General features: G+C 63.3%; 23 protein-coding genes and 1 other RNA gene. 20 read left to right on the top strand and 4 right to left on the bottom strand.

Features of this window, described 5'->3' with window-relative positions; translation table 11 throughout:
- Positions 1-31 precede the first annotated feature (31 nt).
- Entirely contained in the window at positions 32-1,879 is a 1,848-nt protein-coding gene (locus THIVI_RS13275; RefSeq protein ID WP_014779084.1) for a PhoX family protein, read from the bottom strand.
- Positions 1,880-2,197: 318 nt separating this feature from the next.
- Here THIVI_RS13275 and ndk point away from each other — a divergent pair, with 318 nt between their 5' ends.
- The 9 genes from ndk to THIVI_RS13230 all read left to right on the top strand — a co-directional run bounded on the left by ndk (position 2,198) and on the right by THIVI_RS13230 (position 11,039).
- Complete coding sequence (gene ndk / locus THIVI_RS13270) at positions 2,198-2,626, top strand: nucleoside-diphosphate kinase (protein WP_014779083.1); 429 nt, start codon at positions 2,198-2,200, stop codon at positions 2,624-2,626.
- Between the two features lie 13 nt (positions 2,627-2,639).
- Positions 2,640-3,737, top strand: a complete 1,098-nt coding sequence (gene rlmN, locus THIVI_RS13265) for a dual-specificity RNA methyltransferase RlmN (RefSeq protein ID WP_014779082.1) — start codon at positions 2,640-2,642, stop codon at positions 3,735-3,737.
- Positions 3,734-4,513 carry a type IV pilus biogenesis/stability protein PilW gene (pilW, locus tag THIVI_RS13260; RefSeq protein ID WP_014779081.1) on the top strand — a complete coding sequence of 260 codons (780 nt, stop codon included), beginning with the start codon at positions 3,734-3,736 and terminating at the stop codon, positions 4,511-4,513. Before rlmN ends, pilW begins: the two co-directional genes overlap by 4 nt.
- A 14-nt stretch (positions 4,514-4,527) precedes the next feature.
- A complete protein-coding gene (locus tag THIVI_RS13255; protein ID WP_014779080.1) occupies positions 4,528-5,580 on the top strand; it encodes a RodZ domain-containing protein in 1,053 nt (350 codons plus the stop codon).
- A 6-nt stretch (positions 5,581-5,586) separates the two neighbouring features.
- A complete protein-coding gene (gene hisS, locus THIVI_RS13250; RefSeq protein WP_014779079.1) occupies positions 5,587-6,840 on the top strand; it encodes a histidine--tRNA ligase in 1,254 nt (417 codons plus the stop codon).
- Positions 6,841-6,968: 128 nt separating this feature from the next.
- Positions 6,969-7,592, top strand: coding sequence for a YfgM family protein (locus tag THIVI_RS13245; RefSeq protein WP_014779078.1), 624 nt, complete (start codon positions 6,969-6,971; stop codon positions 7,590-7,592).
- 99 nt (positions 7,593-7,691) lie between these two features.
- Positions 7,692-8,960 (top strand): outer membrane protein assembly factor BamB, encoded by a 1,269-nt coding sequence (gene bamB, locus THIVI_RS13240; protein ID WP_014779077.1) that lies wholly within the window; start codon positions 7,692-7,694, stop codon positions 8,958-8,960.
- Positions 8,961-9,078: 118 nt separating this feature from the next.
- The gene (der, locus tag THIVI_RS13235) at positions 9,079-10,476 is read left to right on the top strand and encodes a ribosome biogenesis GTPase Der (RefSeq protein ID WP_014779076.1); all 1,398 of its coding nucleotides are present in this window, start codon (positions 9,079-9,081) and stop codon (positions 10,474-10,476) included.
- Between the two features lie 38 nt (positions 10,477-10,514).
- Positions 10,515-11,039, top strand: coding sequence for a hypothetical protein (locus tag THIVI_RS13230; RefSeq protein ID WP_014779075.1), 525 nt, complete (start codon positions 10,515-10,517; stop codon positions 11,037-11,039).
- Positions 11,040-11,253: 214 nt separating this feature from the next.
- On the opposite strand, the gene THIVI_RS13225 is transcribed toward THIVI_RS13230, so the two are convergent.
- Together THIVI_RS13225 and THIVI_RS13220 are read right to left on the bottom strand one after the other, a co-directional pair.
- On the bottom strand, positions 11,254-11,832 hold the full coding sequence (locus tag THIVI_RS13225; RefSeq protein WP_014779074.1) for a peptidylprolyl isomerase: 579 nt from the start codon (positions 11,830-11,832) through the stop codon (positions 11,254-11,256).
- Positions 11,833-12,021: 189 nt separating this feature from the next.
- Positions 12,022-12,465 (bottom strand): rhodanese-like domain-containing protein, encoded by a 444-nt coding sequence (locus THIVI_RS13220; RefSeq protein ID WP_245537272.1) that lies wholly within the window; start codon positions 12,463-12,465, stop codon positions 12,022-12,024.
- A gap of 123 nt (positions 12,466-12,588) precedes the next feature.
- On the opposite strand from THIVI_RS13220, the gene THIVI_RS13215 reads away from it, so the two are divergent.
- Complete coding sequence (locus THIVI_RS13215; protein ID WP_014779072.1) at positions 12,589-14,082, top strand: helicase HerA-like domain-containing protein; 1,494 nt, start codon at positions 12,589-12,591, stop codon at positions 14,080-14,082.
- Between the two features lie 72 nt (positions 14,083-14,154).
- Here THIVI_RS13215 and radC read toward each other — a convergent pair whose 3' ends face one another.
- Positions 14,155-14,829, bottom strand: coding sequence for a RadC family protein (gene radC, locus THIVI_RS13210; protein WP_014779071.1), 675 nt, complete (start codon positions 14,827-14,829; stop codon positions 14,155-14,157).
- 59 nt (positions 14,830-14,888) lie between these two features.
- Here radC and coaBC point away from each other — a divergent pair, with 59 nt between their 5' ends.
- From coaBC to minC, 10 genes are all read left to right on the top strand, one after another.
- Positions 14,889-16,100: a bifunctional phosphopantothenoylcysteine decarboxylase/phosphopantothenate--cysteine ligase CoaBC gene (gene coaBC, locus THIVI_RS13205; RefSeq protein WP_041446991.1), complete on the top strand. Its 1,212-nt coding sequence runs from the start codon at positions 14,889-14,891 to the stop codon at positions 16,098-16,100.
- Complete coding sequence (dut, locus tag THIVI_RS13200) at positions 16,084-16,542, top strand: dUTP diphosphatase (protein ID WP_014779069.1); 459 nt, start codon at positions 16,084-16,086, stop codon at positions 16,540-16,542. The genes coaBC and dut overlap by 17 nt, the downstream gene beginning before the upstream one ends.
- 43 nt (positions 16,543-16,585) lie before the next feature.
- Complete coding sequence (locus THIVI_RS25795) at positions 16,586-17,143, top strand: cold shock domain-containing protein (protein ID WP_014779068.1); 558 nt, start codon at positions 16,586-16,588, stop codon at positions 17,141-17,143.
- A 25-nt stretch (positions 17,144-17,168) separates the two neighbouring features.
- Positions 17,169-18,065 carry an acetylglutamate kinase gene (argB, locus tag THIVI_RS13190; protein ID WP_014779067.1) on the top strand — a complete coding sequence of 299 codons (897 nt, stop codon included), beginning with the start codon at positions 17,169-17,171 and terminating at the stop codon, positions 18,063-18,065.
- A gap of 85 nt (positions 18,066-18,150) precedes the next feature.
- An RNA gene (ffs, locus tag THIVI_RS23160) (signal recognition particle sRNA small type) lies at positions 18,151-18,247 on the top strand.
- Positions 18,248-18,390: 143 nt separating this feature from the next.
- The gene (gene dnaX / locus THIVI_RS13185; protein ID WP_014779066.1) at positions 18,391-20,067 is read left to right on the top strand and encodes a DNA polymerase III subunit gamma/tau; all 1,677 of its coding nucleotides are present in this window, start codon (positions 18,391-18,393) and stop codon (positions 20,065-20,067) included.
- 116 nt (positions 20,068-20,183) lie between these two features.
- Entirely contained in the window at positions 20,184-20,507 is a 324-nt protein-coding gene (locus THIVI_RS13180; RefSeq protein WP_014779065.1) for a YbaB/EbfC family nucleoid-associated protein, read from the top strand.
- Positions 20,508-20,523: 16 nt separating this feature from the next.
- On the top strand, positions 20,524-21,120 hold the full coding sequence (gene recR / locus THIVI_RS13175) for a recombination mediator RecR (RefSeq protein ID WP_014779064.1): 597 nt from the start codon (positions 20,524-20,526) through the stop codon (positions 21,118-21,120).
- 138 nt (positions 21,121-21,258) lie between these two features.
- Positions 21,259-21,603 (top strand): histidine triad nucleotide-binding protein, encoded by a 345-nt coding sequence (locus tag THIVI_RS13170; protein WP_014779063.1) that lies wholly within the window; start codon positions 21,259-21,261, stop codon positions 21,601-21,603.
- 169 nt (positions 21,604-21,772) lie between these two features.
- Entirely contained in the window at positions 21,773-22,573 is an 801-nt protein-coding gene (gene minC, locus THIVI_RS13165) for a septum site-determining protein MinC (RefSeq protein ID WP_041447588.1), read from the top strand.
- Positions 22,574-22,648: the final 75 nt, after the last annotated feature.

The following is a 22,648-nucleotide window of genomic DNA, read 5'->3' as shown; positions in this document are numbered from 1 at the left end:
CCGCGCGCCCTCATGAAGTCCCGCGATCAGGCTATTGGTCGAGGCGCGGGAAGGGTCCGATGTAGCCGATGTGCGACTCCTTGTCATCCGGACTCGCGGCCTGATCGGCATCCGATTCGCCGTAAGGGTGCTGGGTCACCAGCGTCAGGTAGCCGAAGCCATTGATATTGGTATGCCAGAACGGCGACGTGGTCTCCGCGCCAAAGGGCGTGGTGGCGATGCGGGTCAGTTCGCTGGTATGGAGGTCGTAGCTCCAGACGGCATCGTTTTGGTGGCCGCTGGTGTCTTCGCCGATGACCAGCGATTTGTATTTGGGAAGGTAAGTCACATTGTCCGGGGAGGCGATCCCGTCGACATCGCAGGTGTTTTCGGACAGTTCGGTGCCGGTGTAATCCTTCGGCGTTCCCACCACGACGCCATACATATTGTGGGCGACATAATCGCTGTCGATCAGCTTGCCACGGCTGTCCTTGACCCGCCGCTTGACATCCATGCCATAGACCGCGCCGCACTTGTTCACCGTATCCAGCCGAATGTGGTTGGGGCCGCCGATGTCCCGGTCATCGCCATCCATCATGCCGTAACGTAGCTCGCTCATAGCGACGTAGAGCACCTTGTCGTCCGGGTTGTAGGTCAGGCCTTCTTCCTTGCGGAACTCGGTGGTCGCCCCCAGGTGCGCGGCATAGAGACGGGTCTCCAGACGCGATGCCAGCTTGTTCTTGCCGTTTTTCAGGCGGGTGCAGAGCAGGCCTTCATCGTAGGTATTGGTGCTGGTAAAGCCGTCTGGGCAGGTTCCCGCTGCCGCATCGAGCGGTTCGGCGCGCTCGAAAAGATCGGCGAAGGTCGTTTTGTTTTCGAGAGCGGCGCGGATTTCGTCATTGGTGGCGTGCCCAAGACTGATCCACTCGATATCGGCGCTGCCCGGGCCTTCTCCGGAGGTCTGCTCCCAGCGCGCGGCATAGAGGGTGCCAGCGCTCAGATTCCGCGGACGATCGGCGACGAACATGAACAGACCGACATTGGGACCGTCGTCGGAGAGGTAGACAGTACGGTTGTCGGGCATGACATAGGCCAGTTCATGCGCGAAGCGACCCATGGCGTAATGCTTGGTCACGGTGTGCGCGCCATCGCCGGAAGTCACCTTGATCTCGGGCGTCCAGCCAAAGTAATACCCCAGATAGGCGGCGTTGGCGGCGGTGTTCTCGACCTTGTTGTAGTCCGCGATGCCCTGGATATGCGCATCGTGCCAGGTCGGATCGTCGAACCAGGCGCGGTTTTCGGCCCGCAGGTTCATGATCGCCATGGGCGGTTCGTATTCCTCGGAACCCAGGTGCGTGCCCCAGGGCGTGGTCATGCCGGCGCAATTGACATAGGTTCCGAATTCATCCGAAAAATCCACCGAGCGCGTGGCAACGGCGGACAGATTGCCGCTCTTATCCTGCGCTAGCTTGGTGACATAGGCGCCGCCCACGCTGCATTCCAACTGGGTCACGGCAAACAGATCCGAGCCGTATTTCAGCAGCGAGGTGTGATCCGGTCCCGAGCCATTGGTGCAGATCCAGGGGCTGCCGTCTTCTTGCCGGAGCGGCTGGCCATCCATGTCTTTCAGCAGGCCGAAGGTCTCGAACTGGCCCTTCTCGCCGCCGAGCAGCGGCAGGCGCTGATTGGTCCGCACCAGATCCCGATATCCGATGTCATGAGTCGTACCCTGGATGACGACGGAATCGGATGCGCGAATCTCGCGTTTTTCATCCTGCGTCACTGGAACCGTGACTTCGGAAAACTCCAGACTTCCCAGATCCGCGGATGTCTGTGTGCAGCCGAGCGCCAGCAGTAAGGCAGGCAGGCTGCACAGGGTTTTGTTGAACGACTGATTCATGAATTGTTTTCCTGACATGAGTGATAAATCTGATGGCTTGAGCCGGAACAGGCCGTGCAACCGAGCATTGGCCCCCCATCCTAAAAAAGCGACATGAAAAACGGATCAGGAAACCGTGAAGATTCAGTGACCGAATCATGACGGGCAGAGACAATGGGATGACTGGCATTGCCCGGTACAGTCGCTAACGCTAAACTTGGCGATTGATTCGATCCGAACGACGACGACCCGTCCGCCATGCATCAAGCGGGCGGGATCGCTCATCACTCGCCCTTGTCGATTTCCGACGCCTCCTTCAACGCCCGATCCGGAGCCCGCATGGCCACAGAGCGCACCCTTTCCATTATCAAACCCAATGCCGTCGCCAAGGACGCCATTGGCGCCATCCTGAGCCGCTTCGAGGCCGCCGGTCTGAAGATCGTCGCCGCGCGCATGCTGCACCTGAGCCGCGAACAGGCCTCCGCCTTTTATGCCATTCATCAGGGCAAGCCGTTCTTCGAGGAACTGGTTGGTTTCATGACCTCCGGCCCGGTCATGGTCCAGGTGCTGGAAGGCGAGGACGCCGTCGCCAAGAACCGCGACATCATGGGCGCCACCAATCCGGCCAATGCCGCGCCCGGCACCATCCGCGCGGATTTCGCCGACTCCTTCACCGAAAACGCCGCGCATGGCTCGGATGCCCCGGAGACGGCGGAAGTCGAAATTGCCTTCTTCTTCCCGGAAGGCGTTTGCCCACGCACCCGCTAACAGGCCACCGTCCATGACGACCGCCGGAACCAAGCCCAACCTGCTGAATCTGAACCTCGCCGACTGCGAGGCGCTGGTCGTCGGGCTGGGCGTCAAGGCGTTTCATGGACGCAATCTGTTCAAGTGGGTTCACAAGCATGGCGTCGTCGAGTTCGACGCCATGACCGATCTTTCCCGGTCGTTGCGCGAAACCCTGCGCGAGACCGTGGAGATCCGTTTGCCGCGCATCGTCGAGGCCCATCCCTCCGAAGACGGCACCATCAAATGGATCATGGAACTTCATGACGGACAGCGCATCGAGACCGTCTTCATCCCCGAAGGACGGCGCAGCACCATCTGCGTCTCCTCGCAAGTGGGTTGTGCGCTGGAGTGCGCCTTCTGCGCGACGGCCCGGCAGGGCTTCAATCGCAACCTGGCCGTGAGCGAGATCATCGGTCAGGTCTGGCATGCCGCGCGCCAGCTCGACAAACCGCCGACCAACGTGGTGATGATGGGCATGGGCGAGCCGCTCGCCAATTTCGAGTCCGTGGTCAAGGCCATGGACATCATGCAGGACGATCTCGCCTATATGCTGGCCAAGCAGCGGGTGACGCTGAGCACCTCCGGCATCGTGCCGAACATCTATCGGCTGCGCGAGGTCAGCGACGTCTCGCTGGCCGTCTCGCTGCATGCGCCGAACGACGCGCTGCGCGATCAGTTGGTTCCGATCAACCGCAAATACCCGCTGGCCGAACTGCTGCCCGCGTGCAAAGCCTATATTGGTCAGGACAAGCGCCGCAAAGTCACCTGGGAGTACGTCATGCTCGACGGCATCAATGACAGTCTCGCGCACGCCAAGCAACTGATTCGTCTGCTCGAAGGCATTCCGTCCAAGCTCAATCTGATACCCTTCAATCCCTTCGCCGGGAGCGACTTCGGCACCTCGCCCCCCGAGCGCATCGAGGCGTTCCGCCTGCGGCTCACGCGCGCGGGGATCTTTGCGATGACGCGCAAGACGCGCGGCGACGAGATCGCCGCCGCCTGCGGGCAGTTGGTCGGTCGGGTGGAAGACCGCACGCGTCGGCTCGGTCGGGTGGTGGTCGAGGCCGGCCCCAGGGTGGCGACCGGATGAACCGTCACCCGCTTCAATCCGTCATGATCGTCGGGCTCTGCCTCCTGCTGGCCGGTTGCGGCGGCAAGAAAACCATCCAGCAAAACGACGAGTCGCTCGGATTGGATCCCGAGGACAGCCCTGCCGAGCTTTACGTCCGCATGGCCGAGGAATACTACAACCGCGGTCAGACCGAGGTCGCCTTTCGGCGCGCCCAGCAGGCTATCGAGGCCGACGCGAAATATCCGCGCGCCCACGTCTGGGTGGCGTTTCTCTACGAGGAAATCGGGCAGGCCGAGCGTGCCCGGCAGCACTATGAAAAGGCGTTGAAGCTCTCGCCCAATAATTCGGATGTCCGTTATGCCTACGGTTCCTACGAGTGCCGTCAGAAGCGTTACGCGGAGGCCGATGAACAATTTAAAAAAGCGCTGGCGAACCCGCTCTACGCGACCCCCTGGATCGCCATGACCAACGCTGGCAACTGTGCCGCTAGCGCGGGCAATGCCAGCAAGGCCAAGGAGTATTATCGCGCGGCCATCGCCGCGAATCCGAATTTCGGTCCCGCGCTGGCCAGGCTGGCCGAGCTCGAGTACAAAGGCGGCGACGCGAAGACCGCGAAGGGCTATCTGGATCGGTATTTCGAGCCGAACACGGTGCGCACGCCGGCAACGGCCTATCACGCGCTCTTGGTCGGAGCACAGGTCGAGCGTCAACTCGGCAACCGCAAGCGCGCTGCGTATTTCGATCAGATGCTGAAAACCAATTTCCCTCAAGCGCCCAAAACCCGAGAGTTCTAGGGGTCCGTATTGCCATGAACCAAATGACAGCCAATGATTCGGACGATCGCAAGGTCGTCGATCTCGTCGAGAGTCCCGGCCGGCGGTTGCGGGTGCAGCGCCAGTCGCGCGGAATCGAGATCGAGCGCATTGCCACGCAACTCCATTTACGCAACGATGTTGTGGAAGCGCTTGAGCAGGATCGCTACGACGCGCTTCCTGCCCCGGTCTATGTCGCCGGATACCTGAGAAATTACGCGCGTTTGATCGGGCTCGACCCGACCTCGATCGTCAACGCTTACTATGCCGCGACTCCGCAGGCCGATCATCGGATGACGCAGGTCGTCCAAACGCAGGGGGCACGTCGCGATCGCCAACCCGGAAACCTTCGGGGGCGTCTGATCGGTTTGGCCATTGCTGGCGCGGCGATCGTCACGTTGACTCTGTGGTGGCAGAATCGCGCCGACCAGGGAGTGGGATTCAGCTCGGATTGGCTGCAATCGCTGTTCGGCCAAGCCCAAAGCCAGATGGCGGCGGCGGAGGAGGAGCAGGGCCGAGACGAGGCGTCCCCGGCCACCGAGTTCGATGCGCCCGAACCAGGCGCCGCGGAGCCGGTCCTCGCCGAGCAGCCGACGACGGCGCCCGCCGATACCACCGAGTCCGACGCACCGACCCCGATTCCGGTCTCGCTGACGACTTCAACGCCAACCCCGCTAACCGCGCCCGAGCCTGTTTTGGCGCAATCTGGTGGCGTGCCAGGGCCGTTGCGGCCAGAGGCTGCGGGAGTCGCTGACACCGCCGAGGAGCCCGAAACCGCTGTCGTCACTCCCGCCAGCGCGACCGAGGTCGTGCTCGAATTCACCGGCACCTCCTGGGTCAGCGTCATGGGCAGCGATGGAAATGTCGTGCTCAACGGGGAGATGCGCGAGGGCGACCGTCGCGTATTGGAAGGCCAGCCGCCCTATAAGTTCGTCATCGGCAACGCCTCGGCAACCCGGATGACGCTCGGCGGAAACGCCTTCGATCTCATCGGCCGTTCGCGTGGCAACGTGGCGCGCTTTACGCTGGATCCACAGAACCCGCGATGACCAAGCATGACTAAACACATCCAAGCCATCCGGGGGATGCATGACATCCTGCCCGAACGCATCGCGATCTGGCATCGGATCGAGGACACGGCGCGCCAGGTGCTCTCCGGTTACGGCTACGCGGAGATCCGCACCCCGCTGGTCGAGGTGACGGACCTGTTCAAGCGCTCCATCGGCGAGGTGACCGATATCGTCGAAAAGGAGATGTACAGCTTCGAGGATCGCAACGGCGACAGCCTGAGTCTGCGCCCGGAGGGGACGGCAAGCTGCGTGCGCGCGGCCATCGAGCACGGTTTGCTGGTCCAGCCCCAGCGGCTCTGGTATCGCGGCCCCATGTTCCGCTACGAGCGTCCGCAGCGCGGGCGCTATCGGCAGTTCCATCAGATCGGGGTCGAGGTCTTCGGTCTGGACGGCCCCGACATCGACCTGGAAATGATCCTGCTGACGGCGCGTCTGTGGCGCACCCTCGGTCTCAATGGATTTCGGCTGGAGATCAATTCGCTCGGCGATCCGGACGAACGTCTGGCCTATCGCGAGCAATTGGTCGCCTATCTCGGCGCCCATGCCGATCAGCTCGACGCGGACAGTTGCAAGCGGCTGCACACCAACCCGCTGCGCGTTCTGGATTCCAAAAACCCCCAGACCCAGAAGATCGTCGCCGCCGCGCCCTCGCTGATGGACCATCTGGGCGAGGCGACCCGCGGCCATTTCGAGCGGATCCGCCACGGGCTCGACGAGGCCGGTGTCGACTATCTGGTGAACCCGCGTCTGGTGCGCGGACTGGATTATTACAATCGCACCGTCTTCGAGTGGATCACCGACGATCTGGGCGCCCAGGGCACCGTCTGCGCGGGCGGTCGCTACGACGGTCTGGTCGAACAGCTCGGCGGTCGGTCCACGCCGGCGGTCGGCTTTGCGATGGGACTGGAGCGTTTGGTGGAGCTTCTGGAGCTCGCCGGACACGCCGCCGAGCCGCCGGTTGATGCCTATCTGGTCGCGGTCGGCGAGCGGGCGCAGCAGGTCGCCCCGATGCTGGCCGAACGGCTCCGCGATGCCGTTCCCGCACTGCGGTTGATGACCCACTGTGGCGGCGGCAGTTTCAAGAGCCAGTTCAAAAAGGCCGATAAAAGCGGTGCGCGTTACGCGCTGGTGCTCGGCGAGGTGGAACTGGAACGCGACGTTTTTGGTGTCAAACCCTTGCGCGAAGAAGGCGAGCAACGCGAACTGGGGTTCGATGAGCTGGCGGCGTTTTTAGGCTAGGTTGGCGATGGGTTTCGCCTCGGCTTCGCTCCTTGTGCTGAATGGCTTGTCCTGAGCGAAGTCGAAGGGAGTCGACGCAAGGGCAAGTTCTACCCATCCGACGCACATTCTTTCTGACGGAGAACGCAGTGAGTTACGAAACCGACGAGGAAAAAGTCGAGGCCATCAAGAAGTGGTGGAAGCAAAACGGCCTGTCCGTGATCGCCGGCGCCGCGATCGGCCTCGGATCCATCTATGCCTGGCGTTTCTGGACCGATCATCGGCAGCATGTCGCCGGTCAGGCGTCCTCTGCCTTCGAACAGTTGCTCTCCAACGCCGCCATGAGTCAGCCCGAGGCGGTCGCCAAACAGGCGGAGCTGCTGAAAGACGAATTCGGCTCCACGCCCTATGCGGGTTTAAGTGAGCTGGTCGCGGCCAGGGCGCTCTATCAGGCGGGCGATACCGCCGCCGCCATGCGCGCGCTGCGCGAGGCGATTGCCAAGGCGCCGGATCCGGCCATCGCCCGTATCGCGGCCCTGCGGCTGGCGCGCGTCCAGGTTGCCGAAGGTCAGTTGGACGAGGCTGACGCGACCCTGTCCGCCCACGATAACAGCCCCGCCTTCGCCGGAGAGTTTGCCGCTCTCCGAGGCGATCTCGCCGCCGCGCGTGGCGATGCGGCGGCCGCGCGTGCGGCTTACGAGCAGGCGATCGAGAAAGGCAGCGGCCTGTCGCAGCTGATTCGACTTAAGCTAGACAACCTCCCCGCCGGTTAGTCGGGCAAGCGGATAGACCGGGTGGATCGCGCAAGCAGCTATCCGCTCATCACGATTCACCGTTCATGATTCACGAACTTCCGTCACGGATACGCGTACATGGGATTCCAATGCAGATCGACGCTCACGCGTCTAGGGGTGGTTCTCTTGGCCGCGTTGCTGGCGGGATGCGGATCCATCCCCTGGTTTGGCAAGGATAAGGATCCGACGCCACCGACCAAACTCTCCAGCTTTGTCCAGGAGGTTGGGGTCAACACGCTCTGGTCGGCACGACCCACGCGGGGTAGCGAAGGCCGGCGTCTCTATCTCGTGCCCGCGCTCGCGGCCAGCCATCTTTATGTCGCCGATGCGCGCGGCCGCGTGGTGTCGATCGCGGCGGATACGGGGCGTATTCTGTGGGAACGCGAGACTGGTCTGACGTTCAGCGGCGGCCCGGATATCGAAGGCGACCGCATGGCGCTCGGCACCAGCCAGGGCGAATTGCTCGTCCTGTCCACGCAGGACGGTCGCGAGCAATGGCGTACCCCTCTCGGCAGCGAAGTCCTGTCGGTGCCGCGTTTCACCGGCGACGGCAAAATCGTCGTTCACACGCTGGACGACACCCTCTATGGCCTCGATGCCGCCACCGGCAAGGAACTGTGGCGGATCGCCTATCCCGCGCCGGTCCTGACCCTGCGCGGCAGCAGTACTCCGGCCATTGCGCCGAGCGGGATCATTGTCGGTCTGTCCGGCGGCAAACTGGTCAAACTTGACCCACAGGATGGGGCTCCGTTGTGGGAGGTCATCGTGTCGCGTCCGAGCGGTCGCTCGGAACTCGCGCGCATCGCCGATATCGACGCCGATCCCGTCCTGATTGGTAACACCCTTTACGTCGGTTCCTATAACGGCGACCTGGCCGCCGTCGACGCCACGACCGGCGAAGTCCTCTGGCGTCGCGAACTGTCGGCTCACGCCGGACTCGCCGCCGAAGGAACCGGGCTCTTCGTCACGGATTCGCAGGACCGCATCTGGGCGGCCGACCTGGACTCCGGCGCGGGGCGCTGGAAACAGGAAAACCTGCTCTATCGTCAACTCACCGCCCCGGCGCCGATCGGCAATCTGCTCGCGGTCGGCGATCTGGAAGGCTATCTGCATCTGCTCAACCAATCCGACGGGCGTCTGGTTGGACGGACCCGGATCAGCAAAAAGGGCGGGATCGCGGCCCGCCCGCTGGTGTCTGGCGGACGTCTCTACGTCTATGCGAAAGACGGCACGCTCGCCGCCTTGACCGTCGGCGCGGCGTCCGCGTCCAAGGGGGGCGATGCCGACGCAACCCAAACCGCCGTGTCCGTCGACAAGTCGGCCACACCCTCCGCCGAAACGCCATGAGCCGCGGTCGATCCGCGCGGAGGCGGTGTTCCGGACATCGCCCGCACCGATCGGAAGACCCGCCGCGGTTCCTTCCTCTTCAATCTCCATCCGTCATTCGCCATCGAGCCCAACGCCCATGCTTCCCGTCATCACCCTGATCGGCCGTCCCAACGTGGGCAAGTCGACCCTGTTCAATCGGCTCACCCGCACCCGTGACGCACTGGTCGCCGATTTTCCGGGACTGACCCGGGATCGGCAGTATGGGGTCGGTCAGATCGGGCCGAAACCCTATGTGATCGTCGACACTGGCGGTATCGGCACCGCGCCCGAGGGCGTCGAGGCGCTGATGGAACGCCAGGTGCTGCGCGCCATCGACGAGGCCGATCACCTGCTGTTCATGGTGGACGCGCGCGACGGCTGTTCCCCCGAAGACATCGAGATCAGCCAGCGTTTGCGCCGGCTGGGAAAGCCCATCACGCTGGTCGTCAACAAAAGCGATTCCACCGATCCCACCTTCGCCACCGCCGATTTTCATCGGCTCGGGCTTGGCGACCCATGGCCCGTTTCGTCCACTCAGGGCAATGGTGTCCGCGAGCTGATCGATCGGGTCTTCGAGCAACTGCCCGAGGCGGAGGGCTCGATCGATGGCGAAGACACTCAGGAAGGTATTCGGGTCGCGGTCGTCGGCCGTCCGAATGCCGGCAAATCGACCCTCATCAACCGCTTGCTTGGCGAGGAACGTCTGGTCACCTTTGACTTACCAGGCACCACCCGCGACAGCATCTTCATCCCCTTTGAACGGCTGGGCCGCCATTACACCCTGATCGACACCGCCGGACTGCGCCGCCGGGCACGGGTCCATGAGGCGATCGAGAAATTCAGCGTCATCAAGACGCTCCAGGCGATCGCGGCGGCGAACGTCATCATTCTCGTGATCGATGCCCATCAGGGCATCGGCGAACAGGACGCCACGCTCGCCGGTCACATCATCGAAAGCGGCCGGGCGCTGGTGGTCGCCATCAACAAATGGGACGGACTGGACACCGACCAGCGCGAGCAGGTCAAAAGTCAGTTTCAACGCAAGCTCGCCTTTCTGGATTTCGCCAAACTGCATCTGATCTCGGCGCTGCACGGCAGCGGCGTCGGGCTTCTGCTCGACGAAGTGGAGCATGCCTACGCCAACGCCACCCGCGATCTCGGGACGCCGGTGCTGACACGCCTACTGGAAGCGGCGGTGCAGGAGCATCAGCCGCCGATCGTGCACGGGCGTCGGATCAAGCTGCGCTACGCCCATCAGGGCGGACGCAATCCGCCGATCATCGTCATCCACGGCAATCAGACCGAGGCGGTTCCCGAGACCTACCGGCGTTATCTGATCAATCGTTTCCGCAAGGAACTCAAGCTGCTCGGCACCCCGCTGCGGCTGGAGTTCAAGACCGGCAACAATCCCTTCCAGGGCCGGCGCAATCAGCTCACCCCGCGCCAGGTCAAGCAGCGGCAGCGGCTCAAGGAGTTCACCACCCGCAAGCGGTGAACCCGATTTCAGCGATCTGAACAGAAAGAGGATTCCGCATGAGCGTCATGCCCTCGGCCTATCGCGATATCATCGACCCGCTGATCGAGGTGGCCCGCGGCCTGCTCGAACAGGGCGAGTCGCTGGCGCCCATTGCCTTCGTCGGCAATCTGACCACGGGCCAAACCACGCCGGTCGTGTTGCAGACCAGCAGCGAGGAGGAAAAAGATCTGTCCGTCGCGGCGATCCGGCAAATTGCCGAACTCCATGAGGCGGACTTCGTCTTCGTCCTGATGGAAGCCTGGACCTTGCCGCCGGATAAGGCGCGCCAGTTCGAGACCATCCTGGAGCGCTATGGCTCGATCGGCGCCTCGCCTTATGCGGTGGACAGTGTCACCTTCACCCTGGAAACGCGCCACGGACTCTGGGTGGCGCAGTGCAACATCAAGCCCAAAGGCGTCTCCAAAAAACGCCGGACCTTTACCCCGCCCAATTTCCAGCATTTCACCGACGTGCGCGGACGGTTTGCCGATTTGCTGCCAGGAAAAGACGGGGAAGGCGATCCGCCGAGCACACTGCACTAACCCTGTCCGTGGCGACACGGGGTGCGCGAAGCCCCATAAAAAAAGCGCGACAGATGTCGCGCTTAAAAATTACCACCAAAGGAGGATGGAGGAATGCACTGAAACGCGAAGCTTCAGTACATCATCAGTTTCTTATGCAGTGCCCGGTTTGTCAACCCCCGCGCGCGCGATCTCAACCGATTCCAGCGCGCGATCCATCCATGCCTCCGCTCGATCAGAGTTGGCGGCAAGCCTCCAGGGTCACCTCCGTTTTGGGCTGGCCGGAGCGCGAGCCCTGGGCCTCCATCGCCCGCACCACATCCATCCCGTCGACCACCTTGCCGAAGACGACATGCTTGCCGTCCAGCCAGGGCGTCGGCGCGACCGTGATGAAGAACTGCGAGCCATTGGTGTTCGGTCCGGCGTTCGCCATCGAGAGCGTGCCCGCCTCGGTGTGCTTGAGCTGGAAGTTTTCGTCCGGGAATTTTTCGCCATAGATGGATTCGCCGCCGGTCCCGTTGCCGTTGGTGAAGTCGCCGCCCTGGATCATGAATTCCGGGATGATGCGATGAAAGGGACTGCCGGCGTAGCTCAGATCCTTACCGCTCTTGCCCTTGCCTTTCTCGCCGGTGCAGAGCGCCCGGAAATTGTCCGCCGTCTTGGGCGTGACATCGGCGAAGAGTTCAATCGTGATAGTCCCGGCGGGCTGGCCGCCGATGGTCACGTCGAGCGCGACCCTGGGGTTTTCCGCCAGTGCTGGCGTGGCGGTGGCGGCGAGCAGGACACTGGCGAGATAGGCTGAAGGGTTGGACATGTAACCTCCTGAGGTTGAGAGTGGTCGGTGATCCTAGGGCGTGTCATCAATTCTACTTTGTGTGGAATGCGCGCTGACCTGTCGGGGCGAATTCATTCGCCGCGCGTTGGTTGTGGTTCGACGGCTCTTTCCAGGGTGATCGGTGTCTGGCGGATCCGGCGACGCGGCATGCCGGCGCTCGCTCCGTCGTCAGCAGTTCCTGCAGGATTCGATCGGTAGACCGCGCCGAATCCAGCCAGGACCGGCCGTGCTGCCGGCCATGCCTTCCGAGATGTTATAAACGTTGGAAAACCCGCGAGCCATCAGTTCACGCTGCATGTAACCGGTGCGATTGCCGGTGCGGCAGATGATGGCGATCGGGGCCGATTTATCGCCCCGCACCGCTGCCAGCACCTTGTCCGCGAAGCCTTCTGGCCCCTTCGGATCCTGCATGTCGATGCGCAGGGCGAGCGGTGCAACGCCGGTCTGGCGCCATTCCATCGGGGTGCGGATATCGATGAGCGTCAGTTCTGCGGCCTGGGCTTTTTCGAGCGCCTCCGGCGCCGTCAGCGTCGGCCCGGCCGCCTGCGAACAGCCGATCAACAGAAACGCCGCGCCAAGCAGGGTGGCGAATTGGCGAAGGGGGTTGTACATCTTGATCATGTCCGGGTCCAAATGGGTTTTTCTCGACATCCATGATTTGGTATGGGCGCTCCGAATGCAATGGGTATACTCGCCGACACGTCCGCATCGCCAAAATTACACGGAGCGCATTTCATGACATCGTCCATCCTCCTCGGCAAGCACGGCGACGCGTCCGTCTCCATCCTCGCGCGCATGGCCAACCGTCACGGACTGGTGGCCGGCGCCACCGGAACCGGCAAGACGGTCACGCTGCAACGGCTCGCCGAGCAGTTCAGCCGGATCGGCGTACCGGTGTTTCTGGCCGACATCAAGGGCGATCTGGCGGGCATCGCCCAGATCGGCGGCGACAATCGGCGGGTGGCGGAACGGGTCGCCGACATGAATCTGGAACGCGAAGACGGCTTCGTCTACGCCGCCAACCCGGTGATGTTCTGGGATATCCATGGCGAACAGGGCCATCCGGTGCGCACCACGCTCACCGAGCTTGGCCCCATGCTGCTGGCGCGGCTGCTCAATCTCAACGAGGTTCAGGAGGGCGTCATCAACATCGTCTTCCAGGTCGCCGACGAGAACGGCTGGCTGCTGCTCGACATGAAGGATCTGCGGGCGCTTCTCGGCCATGTCTCTGAGCACGCGGCGGACCTTCAGACCCGTTATGGCAATGTCTCCAGCGCCAGCGTCGGGGCCATCCTGCGGCGCCTGCTGGCGCTGGAACAGCAGGGCGGCGACATCCTGTTCGGCGAGCCGGCGCTCGCGCTCCAGGACATGATGCAGACCGACGAGCACGGCCACGGTTATATCAACGTGCTCGCCGCCGACAAGCTGATTCATGCGCCCGCGCTCTATTCCACCTTCCTGCTCTGGCTGCTGTCCGAACTCTTCGAGGAACTGCCCGAGATCGGCGACCGGGAAAAGCCGAAGATGGTGCTCTTTTTCGACGAGGCGCATCTGATGTTCGACGACGCGCCCAAGGTGCTGCTGGACAATATCGAGAAGGTCGTGCGGCTGATCCGTTCCAAGGGCGTCGGCGTCTATTTCGTCACCCAAAATCCGCTCGACGTGCCCGAGTCGGTGCTCGGGCAGCTCGGCAATCGGGTGCAGCACGCGCTACGCGCCTATACGCCCAAGGATCAGAAGGCGGTGCGGGTGGCGGCCCAGACCTTCCGGCAGAATCCGGCGCTCGACACCGAGACCGTCATTACCGAGCTTGGGGTCGGCGAGGCGCTGGTCTCCACCCTGGATGCCGAGGGTATCCCCGGCATCGTCCAGCGGGTCGCGATCGCGCCCCCCGGCAGCCAACTTGGCCCCATCGACGCGGCGCAGCGCAGCGCCATCCTGGAGCGATCGCTGGTCAAGGGGATTTATGACATCCCGATCGATCGCGTCTCGGCCTACGAGATTCTGGAACAGCGGGCGCAAGCGGCCGCGGCCGAAGCGGACCTTGCCGGTGTTTTCGGTGGCGGTCGCGGCGCCAGGAATCCAGCGGCCGGGCGAACCAGCAACCGTCAGACCCCCATTGAAGCCTTCGCCACCAGCGCCATGCGCTCGCTGGGTAGCCAGATCGGGCGTCAATTGGTACGCGGGATCATGGGGTCGTTAACGGGCGGAAGCACGCGACGGCGTTAGGCAATCTTTGGAACAACGATCCCCGGATCGCATCCGTTGAAGGCGTCGTCAGCAGAGCGAGAGGCGCGGACATCACAACAAACCCCGCTCGGCGAACGACACCCCGTCCCCATCGCCGATGATGACGTGATCGAGCACCCGTACATCGATCAGTTCGAGCATCGTTTTGAGCCGTTGCGTGATGCGCAGATCCGCCTGGCTGGGCTCGGCGACGCCGGAGGGATGATTGTGCGCGAAGATGACGGCGGCGGCGTTGGTCTCCAGCACCCGCCGCAGAACCTCGCGCGGATGCACGCTCGCGCCGTCGATAGTCCCGCGAAACAGCTCCTCGAAACAGATGACGCGATGCCGGTTGTCGAGAAAGAGACAGGCGAAAATCTCGTGCGGCGAGCCATAGAGTCGCATCTTCAGATAGTCGCGGGTGGCCTCCGGGCTGGTCAGTACGTCCTGGCCGTTGATGCGCGTCATGAGATACCGGCGGCTGAGTTCGAGCACGGCCTGCAACTGGGCGAACTTGGCCGCGCCGAGTCCTTTCCCCTCGCAGAAACGCCGTCGATCGGCGGCCAGCAGCCCGGCGAGACCGCTGAACTCCTTCAGTAGATCGCGGGCCAGATCCACCGCGCTCTTGCCAGGAATCCCGGTGCGCAGAAAGATGGCCAGCAGTTCGGCGTCGGAGAGTGCGGCGGCACCCCGTTCCAGGAGTTTTTCCCGTGGCCGCTCGTCTTCCGGCCAGTCCTTGATTGCCATGCATCCTCCTTCGGCTACACTTGCGCCTTTCATTTTAGCCGAGAATACACGAAACGCCAATGGATCAACACCAGGATTCGCGGTTGCTCCTCGGAATCGGCGGCGGGATCTCCGCCTACAAGTCCGTGGATCTCGTGCGCCGCCTGAAGGAGCGCGGTTTCGATGTCCGTGTGGTCATGACGCACGCGGCGACCGCCCTCGTCACGCCGCTGACGTTTCAGGCCGTCTCCGGCTATCCGGTCCGCACCACGCTGCTCGACCCTGCCGCCGAGGCGGGCATGAGCCATATCGAACTGGCGCGTTGGGCGGACTGGCTGCTGATCGCGCCCGCCACCGCCGACCTCATGGCGCGTCTGGCCGCCGGCATCGCCGACGATCTCTTGACGACCCTGGCACTGGCGACCGAGGCACAGCTGTGTCTGGCCCCGGCCATGAATCAGCACATGTGGCGTCATCCGGCGACGCAGGAGAATCTGGAGGTTCTGCGCGCGCGCGGGGCGCGCATCCTGGGGCCGGCCGAGGGCGACCAGGCGTGCGGCGATGTGGGGCTGGGGCGCATGCTGGAGCCCCTGGAGATTGCCGAGGCGATGCGTCCACTGGCCGAACGCCTGCTGACGGGGACGCGCGTGCTGCTGACCGCCGGGCCGACCCGCGAGTTGCTCGATCCGGTGCGCTATCTGGGCAATCGCAGTTCGGGTCGCATGGGTTATGCGTTGGCGTCGGCATTGGGCCATCTGGGCGCCCAGGTCGTGCTGGTCAGCGGACCGACCGCGCTGCCCGTGCCAAAGGTCGCCGAGTCGATCCAGGTCGAAACGGCGCTGGAGATGCGGGCGGCGGTCATGGAACAGGTGGCGTCCTGCGATCTCTTCGTGGCGACCGCCGCGGTCGCGGATTATCGGCCCGCCGAGCCGGCCGCACGGAAGATCAAGAAGGATGCCGAGGAGTTGACGCTGCGTCTGGTGCGCAATCCCGATATCCTCGCCGAGGTCGCGGCCCTGACGCCGCCGCCCTTCACGGTTGGCTTCGCGGCCGAGACCGACGAGGTCGAGCGGCATGCGCTCGCCAAGCGGACGGCCAAGGGGCTGGACATGATCGCGGCCAATCGGGTCGGCGGCGAGCGGGGCGGATTCGAGCGCGACGAGAACGCTCTGACGGTGTTCTGGGACGGCGGTCGCCGCGACCTGCCGATGATGCCCAAGACCCGGCTCGCGCGGGAACTGGCCGCGCTGATCGCCGAACGTTATCTGGAGCGCCATGTTGCATCGACTTGAGGTCAAAATTCTCGATCCGCGGCTGGGCCGCGAGTTTCCGCTGCCGCACTACGCGACCGAGGGCTCGGCCGGGCTCGACCTGCGGGCGATGCTGGAGACGCCGCTGGATCTGCCGCCGGGGGGCTGCGAACTCCTGCCGACCGGCATGGCGGTGCATATCGCCGAACCGGGTGTCGCGGGTATGATTCTGCCCCGCTCAGGGCTTGGACACCGGCATGGCATCGTGCTCGGCAATCTGGTGGGTCTGATCGACTCCGATTATCAGGGGCCGCTGCTGGTGTCCTGCTGGAACCGGAGCGACACGCCATTTCGGATCGAGATCGGCGAACGGATTGCCCAATTGGTGCTGGTTCCCGTGCTGCGCGCCGACTTGGTGCTGGTCGACGAGTTTCAGGCGTCGTCGCGCGGTAGCGGGGGGTTTGGGCATACCGGGACGCGGTGAGAGGCGGTTTAAGGCGTGGCATTTTGAATCAGGAGCGATAACCATGCGAGTTCACGGCACGCTGACCAAGTGGAATGATGATCGAGGATTTGGGTTCATTACTCCAGCGCAAGGGGATGATGAAATCTTCGTTCATATTTCCGCTTTTCCAAAAGACGGCTCACGTCCATCCATCAGTGAGCCAGTCTCCTTCGAGGTGGAATTGGGTGACGACAGCAAAAAGCGTGCTGTGCGTGTGCTGTACCCAAGCCGTCAGATCACTCCACGGTCGATCCGTCGCACGACCGCTTCCAAGCCGCGCCGCAATCCACTTTCCAGGGTGTTGGGGTTGCTGGTCATCGGCGCCATCGGCGTCTCTGCCTACTCGTCGTTCTGGCCGAACGGTTCCGCGACCCTGGCCATGCCGGAGTTTGTCGATGAGATCGTGGACCGGAATCCCGAACCCGCCGTGTCTGCTCAGACATTTCAGTGCGATGGCCGCACCCATTGTTCTCAGATGACGTCCTGTGCGGAAGCGGAGTATTTTCTTCGGCACTGTCCCGATACGCGGATGGACGGCAACCATGACGGTGAGCCGTGTGAACAGCAATGGTGTAATTAGCCCGCTTTAGCAGGAACGAGAACCGATGACACTTCCCCACGATCACGCCCAAACCATTGCCCATGTCCTGATCGAGGCGCTGCCCTATATCCGGCGCTTTCGCGGCAAGACCATGGTGATCAAGTATGGCGGCAACGCCATGGTGGACGATGTTCTCAAGGAGGGCTTCGCTCGCGATGTGGTGCTGATGAAGATGGTCGGGATCAACCCGGTGATCGTGCATGGCGGCGGGCCGCAGATCGGCTCGCTGCTCAAGCGTCTCGGCAAGACGAGCGAGTTCGTGCAGGGCATGCGGGTGACGGATGCCGAAACCATGGATGTGGTCGAGATGGTCCTGGGCGGACTGGTCAATAAGGAGATCGTCTATTTCCTCAACCGGCATGGCGGTTCCGCCGTCGGCCTGACCGGGAAGGATGGCGATCTGATCCGTGCCCGCAAGATGTTCCTGAAGCGAGACGCCCCTGAGCTGAAGGAACCCGAGATCATCGATATCGGGCATGTCGGCGAGGTCGAGAGTATCGACCCGAGCATCCTGAACATGCTGGTCAACGGCAACTTCATCCCGGTCATCGCGCCGATCGGGGTGGGCGCGGACGGGCGTTCCTATAACATCAACGCCGATCTGGTCGCGGGTAAGATCGCCCAGGTGCTGAAGGCCGAAAAGCTCCTGTTGCTGACCAATATCGCCGGGCTGCTCGACGCCGACGGCACGCTCATCCAGGATCTGGATGTCGGGCGCGTCAAAACGCTGATCGCGGAGGGCGTGATCCACGGCGGCATGCTGCCGAAGATTCAGTGCGCGCTCGACGCGGTCCAGTCCGGCGTCAAGACGGCCCATATCATCGACGGACGGGTGGAACATGCGGTGATGCTGGATCTCTTCACGGATACCGGCGTCGGTACCCTGATCCGCAGCCGTTGAAAGGCATTTGTCTTACCTGACGGTCTTTGTTACTCTGCGCCGCTCGCATTCGGGCTTGCCCGAGACATCGCGTTATGGTGGCCTGCGTCGGTCCCCTCGCAACGCGAGACCGTGAACCCGGTCAGGCCCGGAAGGGAGCAGCCGCAGCGGTTGAAGCGTGTGCCGGGGTGTGGCTGGCGTGGGCCGCCGCCCTCACCGCGATCCTGAATCTCCGTGCAGAGTTCCGGGGTGGGTTCGGCAAGTCATCCGGACAGAACGTCATCTGTTACACTGGCGTCCATCCCAAGCGTTCGCTTACCACCAATCCGGCCAATTCAAGTCGCGCATGTCCTACCAGGTGCTCGCCCGCAAATGGCGTCCCAAATCGTTCGACGATATGGTCGGACAGCAGCATGTCGTGCGCGCGCTGTCCAATGCGCTCGACCGCGACCAACTCCATCACGCCTATCTGTTCACCGGGACACGAGGTGTCGGCAAGACCACGCTGGCGCGGATCCTGTCCAAGGCGCTGAATTGCGAGGAAGGCATCGGTTCGCGGCCCTGCGGCGTTTGCTCGGCCTGCCGGGAGATCGATAGCGGCCGGTTCGTGGATCTGCTGGAAGTGGACGCGGCCTCCCGCACCAAGGTCGATCAGACCCGCGAGTTGCTCGATAACGTTCCCTATGCCCCGGCGCGGGCGCGTTTCAAGGTGTATCTCATCGACGAGGTGCACATGTTTTCCTCCCACAGTTTTAACGCGCTGTTGAAAACGCTGGAGGAGCCGCCGCCGCATGTGAAATTTCTGCTCGCCACCACGGACCCGCAAAAGGTGCCGGTCACGGTGCTCTCGCGCTGTTTGCAATTCAATCTGCGTCGTCTCCTGCCGGGCGAGATCGCGGAGCGTCTGCGTCATGTTCTAAGCACCGAGGGCCTCGAATTCGAGTCGACTGCGCTGCCATTGCTTGCCCGTGCCGCCGATGGCAGTATGCGCGACGGTTTGAGTCTGCTCGATCAGGCGATCGCCTTCGGCGGCGGACGGGTCGTCGAGGACGAGGTGCGGGCCATGCTCGGGACCGTCAGCGGCGACCTGGTGCTCGATCTGCTGGATGCGCTGGCGGCGGCGGACGGGGCGCGCGTGCTCGCCGAGATCGAACGGGCCGCGGCGCTGACGCCGGACTTCGGGGAATTGCTGCGTGAAACGATCACCCTGCTGCATCGGATCGCGCTGATTCAACAGGTGCCGGGAATCCTGGCGGCGGACGATCCGGATCAGGCGCGATTGGCCGCGCTGGCCGCCGCGCTCCCCGCCGAGGATGTCCAACTTTATTATCAGGTGGCGCTGACCGGACAGCGGGATCTACCGTTGGCGCCGGATCCGCGCGCCGGGTTCGAGATGGTCTTGTTGCGCGCGCTGGCCTTTCGTCCGGCGGCGGGGTTGGGCGAATCCGCTCGGTCGCCGCGACCGGCGGCGGGAGATCGCGCCGCTCCGGGCAGTGGGCCCCGGCCTGTCGAGCCAGAGTTGCCGCCCGTCAGCACGCGGGCTTCGGTGTCGTCTGTCCCGAATCCATCGCCGGCGGGCGCCTTGCCGGCCGGTCCGGTCGCGGTACATGCCGCGTCGCGCACGGAGACGGTGACGCTCGAATCCGCGGCCGACTGGCAGCAGTTGGTGGCGCGACTCCCGCTCAAGGGGATTCCCAGCCAACTCGCGCATCATTGCGGATTTTTGGAATGGACGCAGGGGCGGTTGGCCCTGACACTGGATCCGGCCGCCGAGAATCTGCGGGTCGCAAGCGCCGAGACGCGACTGCGCGAGGCCCTGGAGCAGGCGTTGGGCACGGCGGTCAAACTCGACATCCAGGTTGCGCATCCCCGCCAGGAGACCCTGGCGCAGCGTCGGGCGCGCGAGGCCGACGAGCGTCAGCGCGCCGCGGTGGACAGCATGCGGTCGGATCCGGTGGCCGAGCAGTTGCGCGAGCGTCTCGCCGCGGAGTGGGTGCCGGGGAGTATCACGCCAGCGGATTGACGCGATTCCTTCGCGGCCAACGCATCGCTAAATTTGTTCTCTCTCTGCCCGCGCCCAGGCGCGGGCCTGGCGTAAGGGCACGAGTGCTCCAATTTTTCACCATGAGGTCGATCGTTATGAAGGCTGGACTCGGTGGCTTGCTCAAGCAGGCGCAGAAGATGCAGGAAGAAATGCAACAGGCACAGGTGCGACTGGCGCAGGAAGAGGTCATTGGCGAGGCCGGCGGCGGCATGGTCAAGATCACCATGACCGGCCAGCATCAGGTCAAACGGGTCGAGATCGATCCCTCGCTCATGGGCGACGACAAGGAGATGCTGGAAGACCTGATCACGGCGGCGGTCAACGCGGCGACTCAGCGCATCGCCGAGAAGGTCAAGGAAAACATGGCCGAGCTGACCGCCGGGATGCCGCTGCCGCCGGGCATGAAGCTCCCTTTCTAAGCGATCGATCTCCGTCATGGCCGAGCGCTCCTTGCTGAATCAGTTGATCGATGCCCTGCGCTGTCTGCCGGGCGTTGGGCCGAAATCGGCGCAGCGGATGGCCTTCCATCTGCTGGAGCGCGATCGGGAGGGCGGTGCCCGTCTGGCGCGCGTCATGGCGGACGCCATGGCCCGGGTCCAGAGCTGTCGGCGCTGCCGAACCCTGAGCGAACATGATCTGTGCGGGATCTGCGCCAATCCCAAACGCGATGCGAGCCTGCTCTGCGTGGTCGAGCAGCCCTCCGAGATCGTCGCCATCGATCAGGCGACCGATTTTCGCGGTCTCTATTTCGTGCTCGGGGGGCGGCTCTCGCCGCTCGATGGAATCGGCCCCGATGAACTGGGGCTCGATGTACTGGAAGGCCGTTTACGAGACGAATCGATCATGGAGGTGATCCTGGCCATCAGTCCGACCGTGGAGGGCAGTGCGACGGCGCAGTTCATTGCCGATTTCGCCGCCCGCCATGGGGTGAAGATCACCCGTATCGCCCATGGGGTACCGCTGGGCGGCGAACTGGAGCATGTCGACGGGGGGACGCTGGCGCTGGCCTTTGCCGGACGCCGTGACCTTTAAAGCCCTGTGTCGACGCGCGTCAATAACAGGATAAAGGCGGTTTGATGGGCGTTAGTGTGGCGCGCGACGTTTCAATCCATTCATGACTCCCCTGGTGACCGGCCTCAAGCCGGCGAACAGGGAATGAGGGCAAGATTCATGTCCGAGACGCTGTTCGGCAAGATCGCTTCCGGTGAGATCCCTGTCGATCTTCTGTATGAAGACGATGAGGTGGTCGCCTTTCGGGATATCAACCCGCAGGCGCCCGTGCATCTTCTGGTGATCCCGCGCAAACCGATTCCGACCCTCAACGATGTGCAACCCGAGGATGCGGCGTTGATCGGTCATTTGTTTCTCGTCGCGGCCAAGATGGCGGCGCGGGAGGGAATCGCCGAGAGCGGTTATCGAACCGTCGTCAATTGCAACGCGGGCGCCGGTCAGACCGTGTATCATCTGCACCTGCATGTCCTGGGAGGGCGTCCGTTGCAGTGGCCGCCTGGATAAGCCGCGCGTCATTCGAGACACACGTCGAACGTCTTACGCTAGGATGCCAAGCGGACAGCGGTTAGCATTATAGGGTATGAGGCAGACTCGCTTGCATGAGGCATCGGATGGCGATAGTCGAATCAAGACAGCGCGGGGTCAGGGGCGTCCGACGCCCGAGTCCAACATCATGGCAGTGAATTCTCCGAACAAGGTGGCAGACGCTTCAAAAGGCTTTGAACTGAAGGCGGCAAGTTTCACGCTGCCCATCATTCGGCTGATCGATAGCGATATCGATGCGGTGGCGATCCGATTGGGTGCCAAGGTCGAACAGGCGCCCGATTTTTTCCACAACACCCCGGTCGTGATCGATTTAAGCGATTTTCCGTCCGATGCCGGGACGGTGGGTCTGCCGTTGCTGGTCGGGCTGTTACGCGGATATGGCATGATTCCGTTCGGTGTGCGAGGCGGAAATCAGGAGCAAAATGCGGCGGCGGAGGCGCTGGAGCTTGCGATTCTGCGCGATTCCTACGTGCGTGCCGGCAAATCCGCCGCCAATGCGAATTCGCCCGAATCCGATGCCGGAACCGAGCTTGAGGCGCAGCAGTTGCAGCCCCGGTCTTCGGGTGTCTCGAAGGGCGAACCGCCGACGCGAAAGGCGAACACAGGTTCCATGGTCGTGGCGCGGCCGGTCCGTTCGGGGCAACGGGTCTATGCCTCGGGTGGCGATCTTTCCATTATCGCGGCCGTGAGTTCGGGGGCCGAACTGATGGCGGATGGCAACATCCATGTTTACGGCCCACTGCGTGGCCGTGCGCTTGCCGGCATGAACGGTAACCTCGATGCGCGCATTTTCTGTCAGGATCTGCAGGCGGAGTTGGTTTCGATTGCCGGTCATTACCGGGTCAGCGAGAATATTCCAGCGGAAATGCGCGGGTTTCCGGTCCAGATCTTTCTGGATCAGAAGATCCTGCGTATCGAAAAACTTTAATCCTATGCCCATCGCGCGTGGATTTTCGCAAAGCAGGGTGCGCGCAATGCGGCAAACATCGACGTGCAGTCGGCA

Origin of the sequence: Thiocystis violascens DSM 198 (assembly GCF_000227745.2) — a bacterium.
Classification (GTDB): Bacteria; Pseudomonadota; Gammaproteobacteria; order Chromatiales; family Chromatiaceae; genus Chromatium; species Chromatium violascens.
This window is presented reverse-complemented; position numbering and strand designations above follow the sequence as displayed.

What these genes read in the sequence shown, in the direction of transcription:
- coaBC (WP_041446991.1), top strand. Translation starts at nt 14,889, where the DNA reads ATGGATCAACACCAGGATTCGCGGTTGCTCCTCGGAATCGGCGGCGGG.
- THIVI_RS13170 (WP_014779063.1), top strand. Translation starts at nt 21,259, where the DNA reads ATGTCCGAGACGCTGTTCGGCAAGATCGCTTCCGGTGAGATCCCTGTC.
- THIVI_RS13275 (WP_014779084.1), bottom strand. Translation starts at nt 1,879, where the DNA reads ATGAATCAGTCGTTCAACAAAACCCTGTGCAGCCTGCCTGCCTTACTG.
- der (WP_014779076.1), top strand. Translation starts at nt 9,079, where the DNA reads ATGCTTCCCGTCATCACCCTGATCGGCCGTCCCAACGTGGGCAAGTCG.
- THIVI_RS13220 (WP_245537272.1), bottom strand. Translation starts at nt 12,465, where the DNA reads ATGTACAACCCCCTTCGCCAATTCGCCACCCTGCTTGGCGCGGCGTTT.
- ndk (WP_014779083.1), top strand. Translation starts at nt 2,198, where the DNA reads ATGGCCACAGAGCGCACCCTTTCCATTATCAAACCCAATGCCGTCGCC.
- pilW (WP_014779081.1), top strand. Translation starts at nt 3,734, where the DNA reads ATGAACCGTCACCCGCTTCAATCCGTCATGATCGTCGGGCTCTGCCTC.
- radC (WP_014779071.1), bottom strand. Translation starts at nt 14,829, where the DNA reads ATGGCAATCAAGGACTGGCCGGAAGACGAGCGGCCACGGGAAAAACTC.
- dut (WP_014779069.1), top strand. Translation starts at nt 16,084, where the DNA reads ATGTTGCATCGACTTGAGGTCAAAATTCTCGATCCGCGGCTGGGCCGC.
- THIVI_RS13255 (WP_014779080.1), top strand. Translation starts at nt 4,528, where the DNA reads ATGAACCAAATGACAGCCAATGATTCGGACGATCGCAAGGTCGTCGAT.
- THIVI_RS13225 (WP_014779074.1), bottom strand. Translation starts at nt 11,832, where the DNA reads ATGTCCAACCCTTCAGCCTATCTCGCCAGTGTCCTGCTCGCCGCCACC.
- THIVI_RS25795 (WP_014779068.1), top strand. Translation starts at nt 16,586, where the DNA reads ATGCGAGTTCACGGCACGCTGACCAAGTGGAATGATGATCGAGGATTT.
- dnaX (WP_014779066.1), top strand. Translation starts at nt 18,391, where the DNA reads ATGTCCTACCAGGTGCTCGCCCGCAAATGGCGTCCCAAATCGTTCGAC.
- THIVI_RS13230 (WP_014779075.1), top strand. Translation starts at nt 10,515, where the DNA reads ATGAGCGTCATGCCCTCGGCCTATCGCGATATCATCGACCCGCTGATC.
- argB (WP_014779067.1), top strand. Translation starts at nt 17,169, where the DNA reads ATGACACTTCCCCACGATCACGCCCAAACCATTGCCCATGTCCTGATC.
- bamB (WP_014779077.1), top strand. Translation starts at nt 7,692, where the DNA reads ATGGGATTCCAATGCAGATCGACGCTCACGCGTCTAGGGGTGGTTCTC.
- hisS (WP_014779079.1), top strand. Translation starts at nt 5,587, where the DNA reads ATGACTAAACACATCCAAGCCATCCGGGGGATGCATGACATCCTGCCC.
- rlmN (WP_014779082.1), top strand. Translation starts at nt 2,640, where the DNA reads ATGACGACCGCCGGAACCAAGCCCAACCTGCTGAATCTGAACCTCGCC.
- recR (WP_014779064.1), top strand. Translation starts at nt 20,524, where the DNA reads ATGGCCGAGCGCTCCTTGCTGAATCAGTTGATCGATGCCCTGCGCTGT.
- THIVI_RS13180 (WP_014779065.1), top strand. Translation starts at nt 20,184, where the DNA reads ATGAAGGCTGGACTCGGTGGCTTGCTCAAGCAGGCGCAGAAGATGCAG.
- minC (WP_041447588.1), top strand. Translation starts at nt 21,773, where the DNA reads ATGGCAGTGAATTCTCCGAACAAGGTGGCAGACGCTTCAAAAGGCTTT.
- THIVI_RS13215 (WP_014779072.1), top strand. Translation starts at nt 12,589, where the DNA reads ATGACATCGTCCATCCTCCTCGGCAAGCACGGCGACGCGTCCGTCTCC.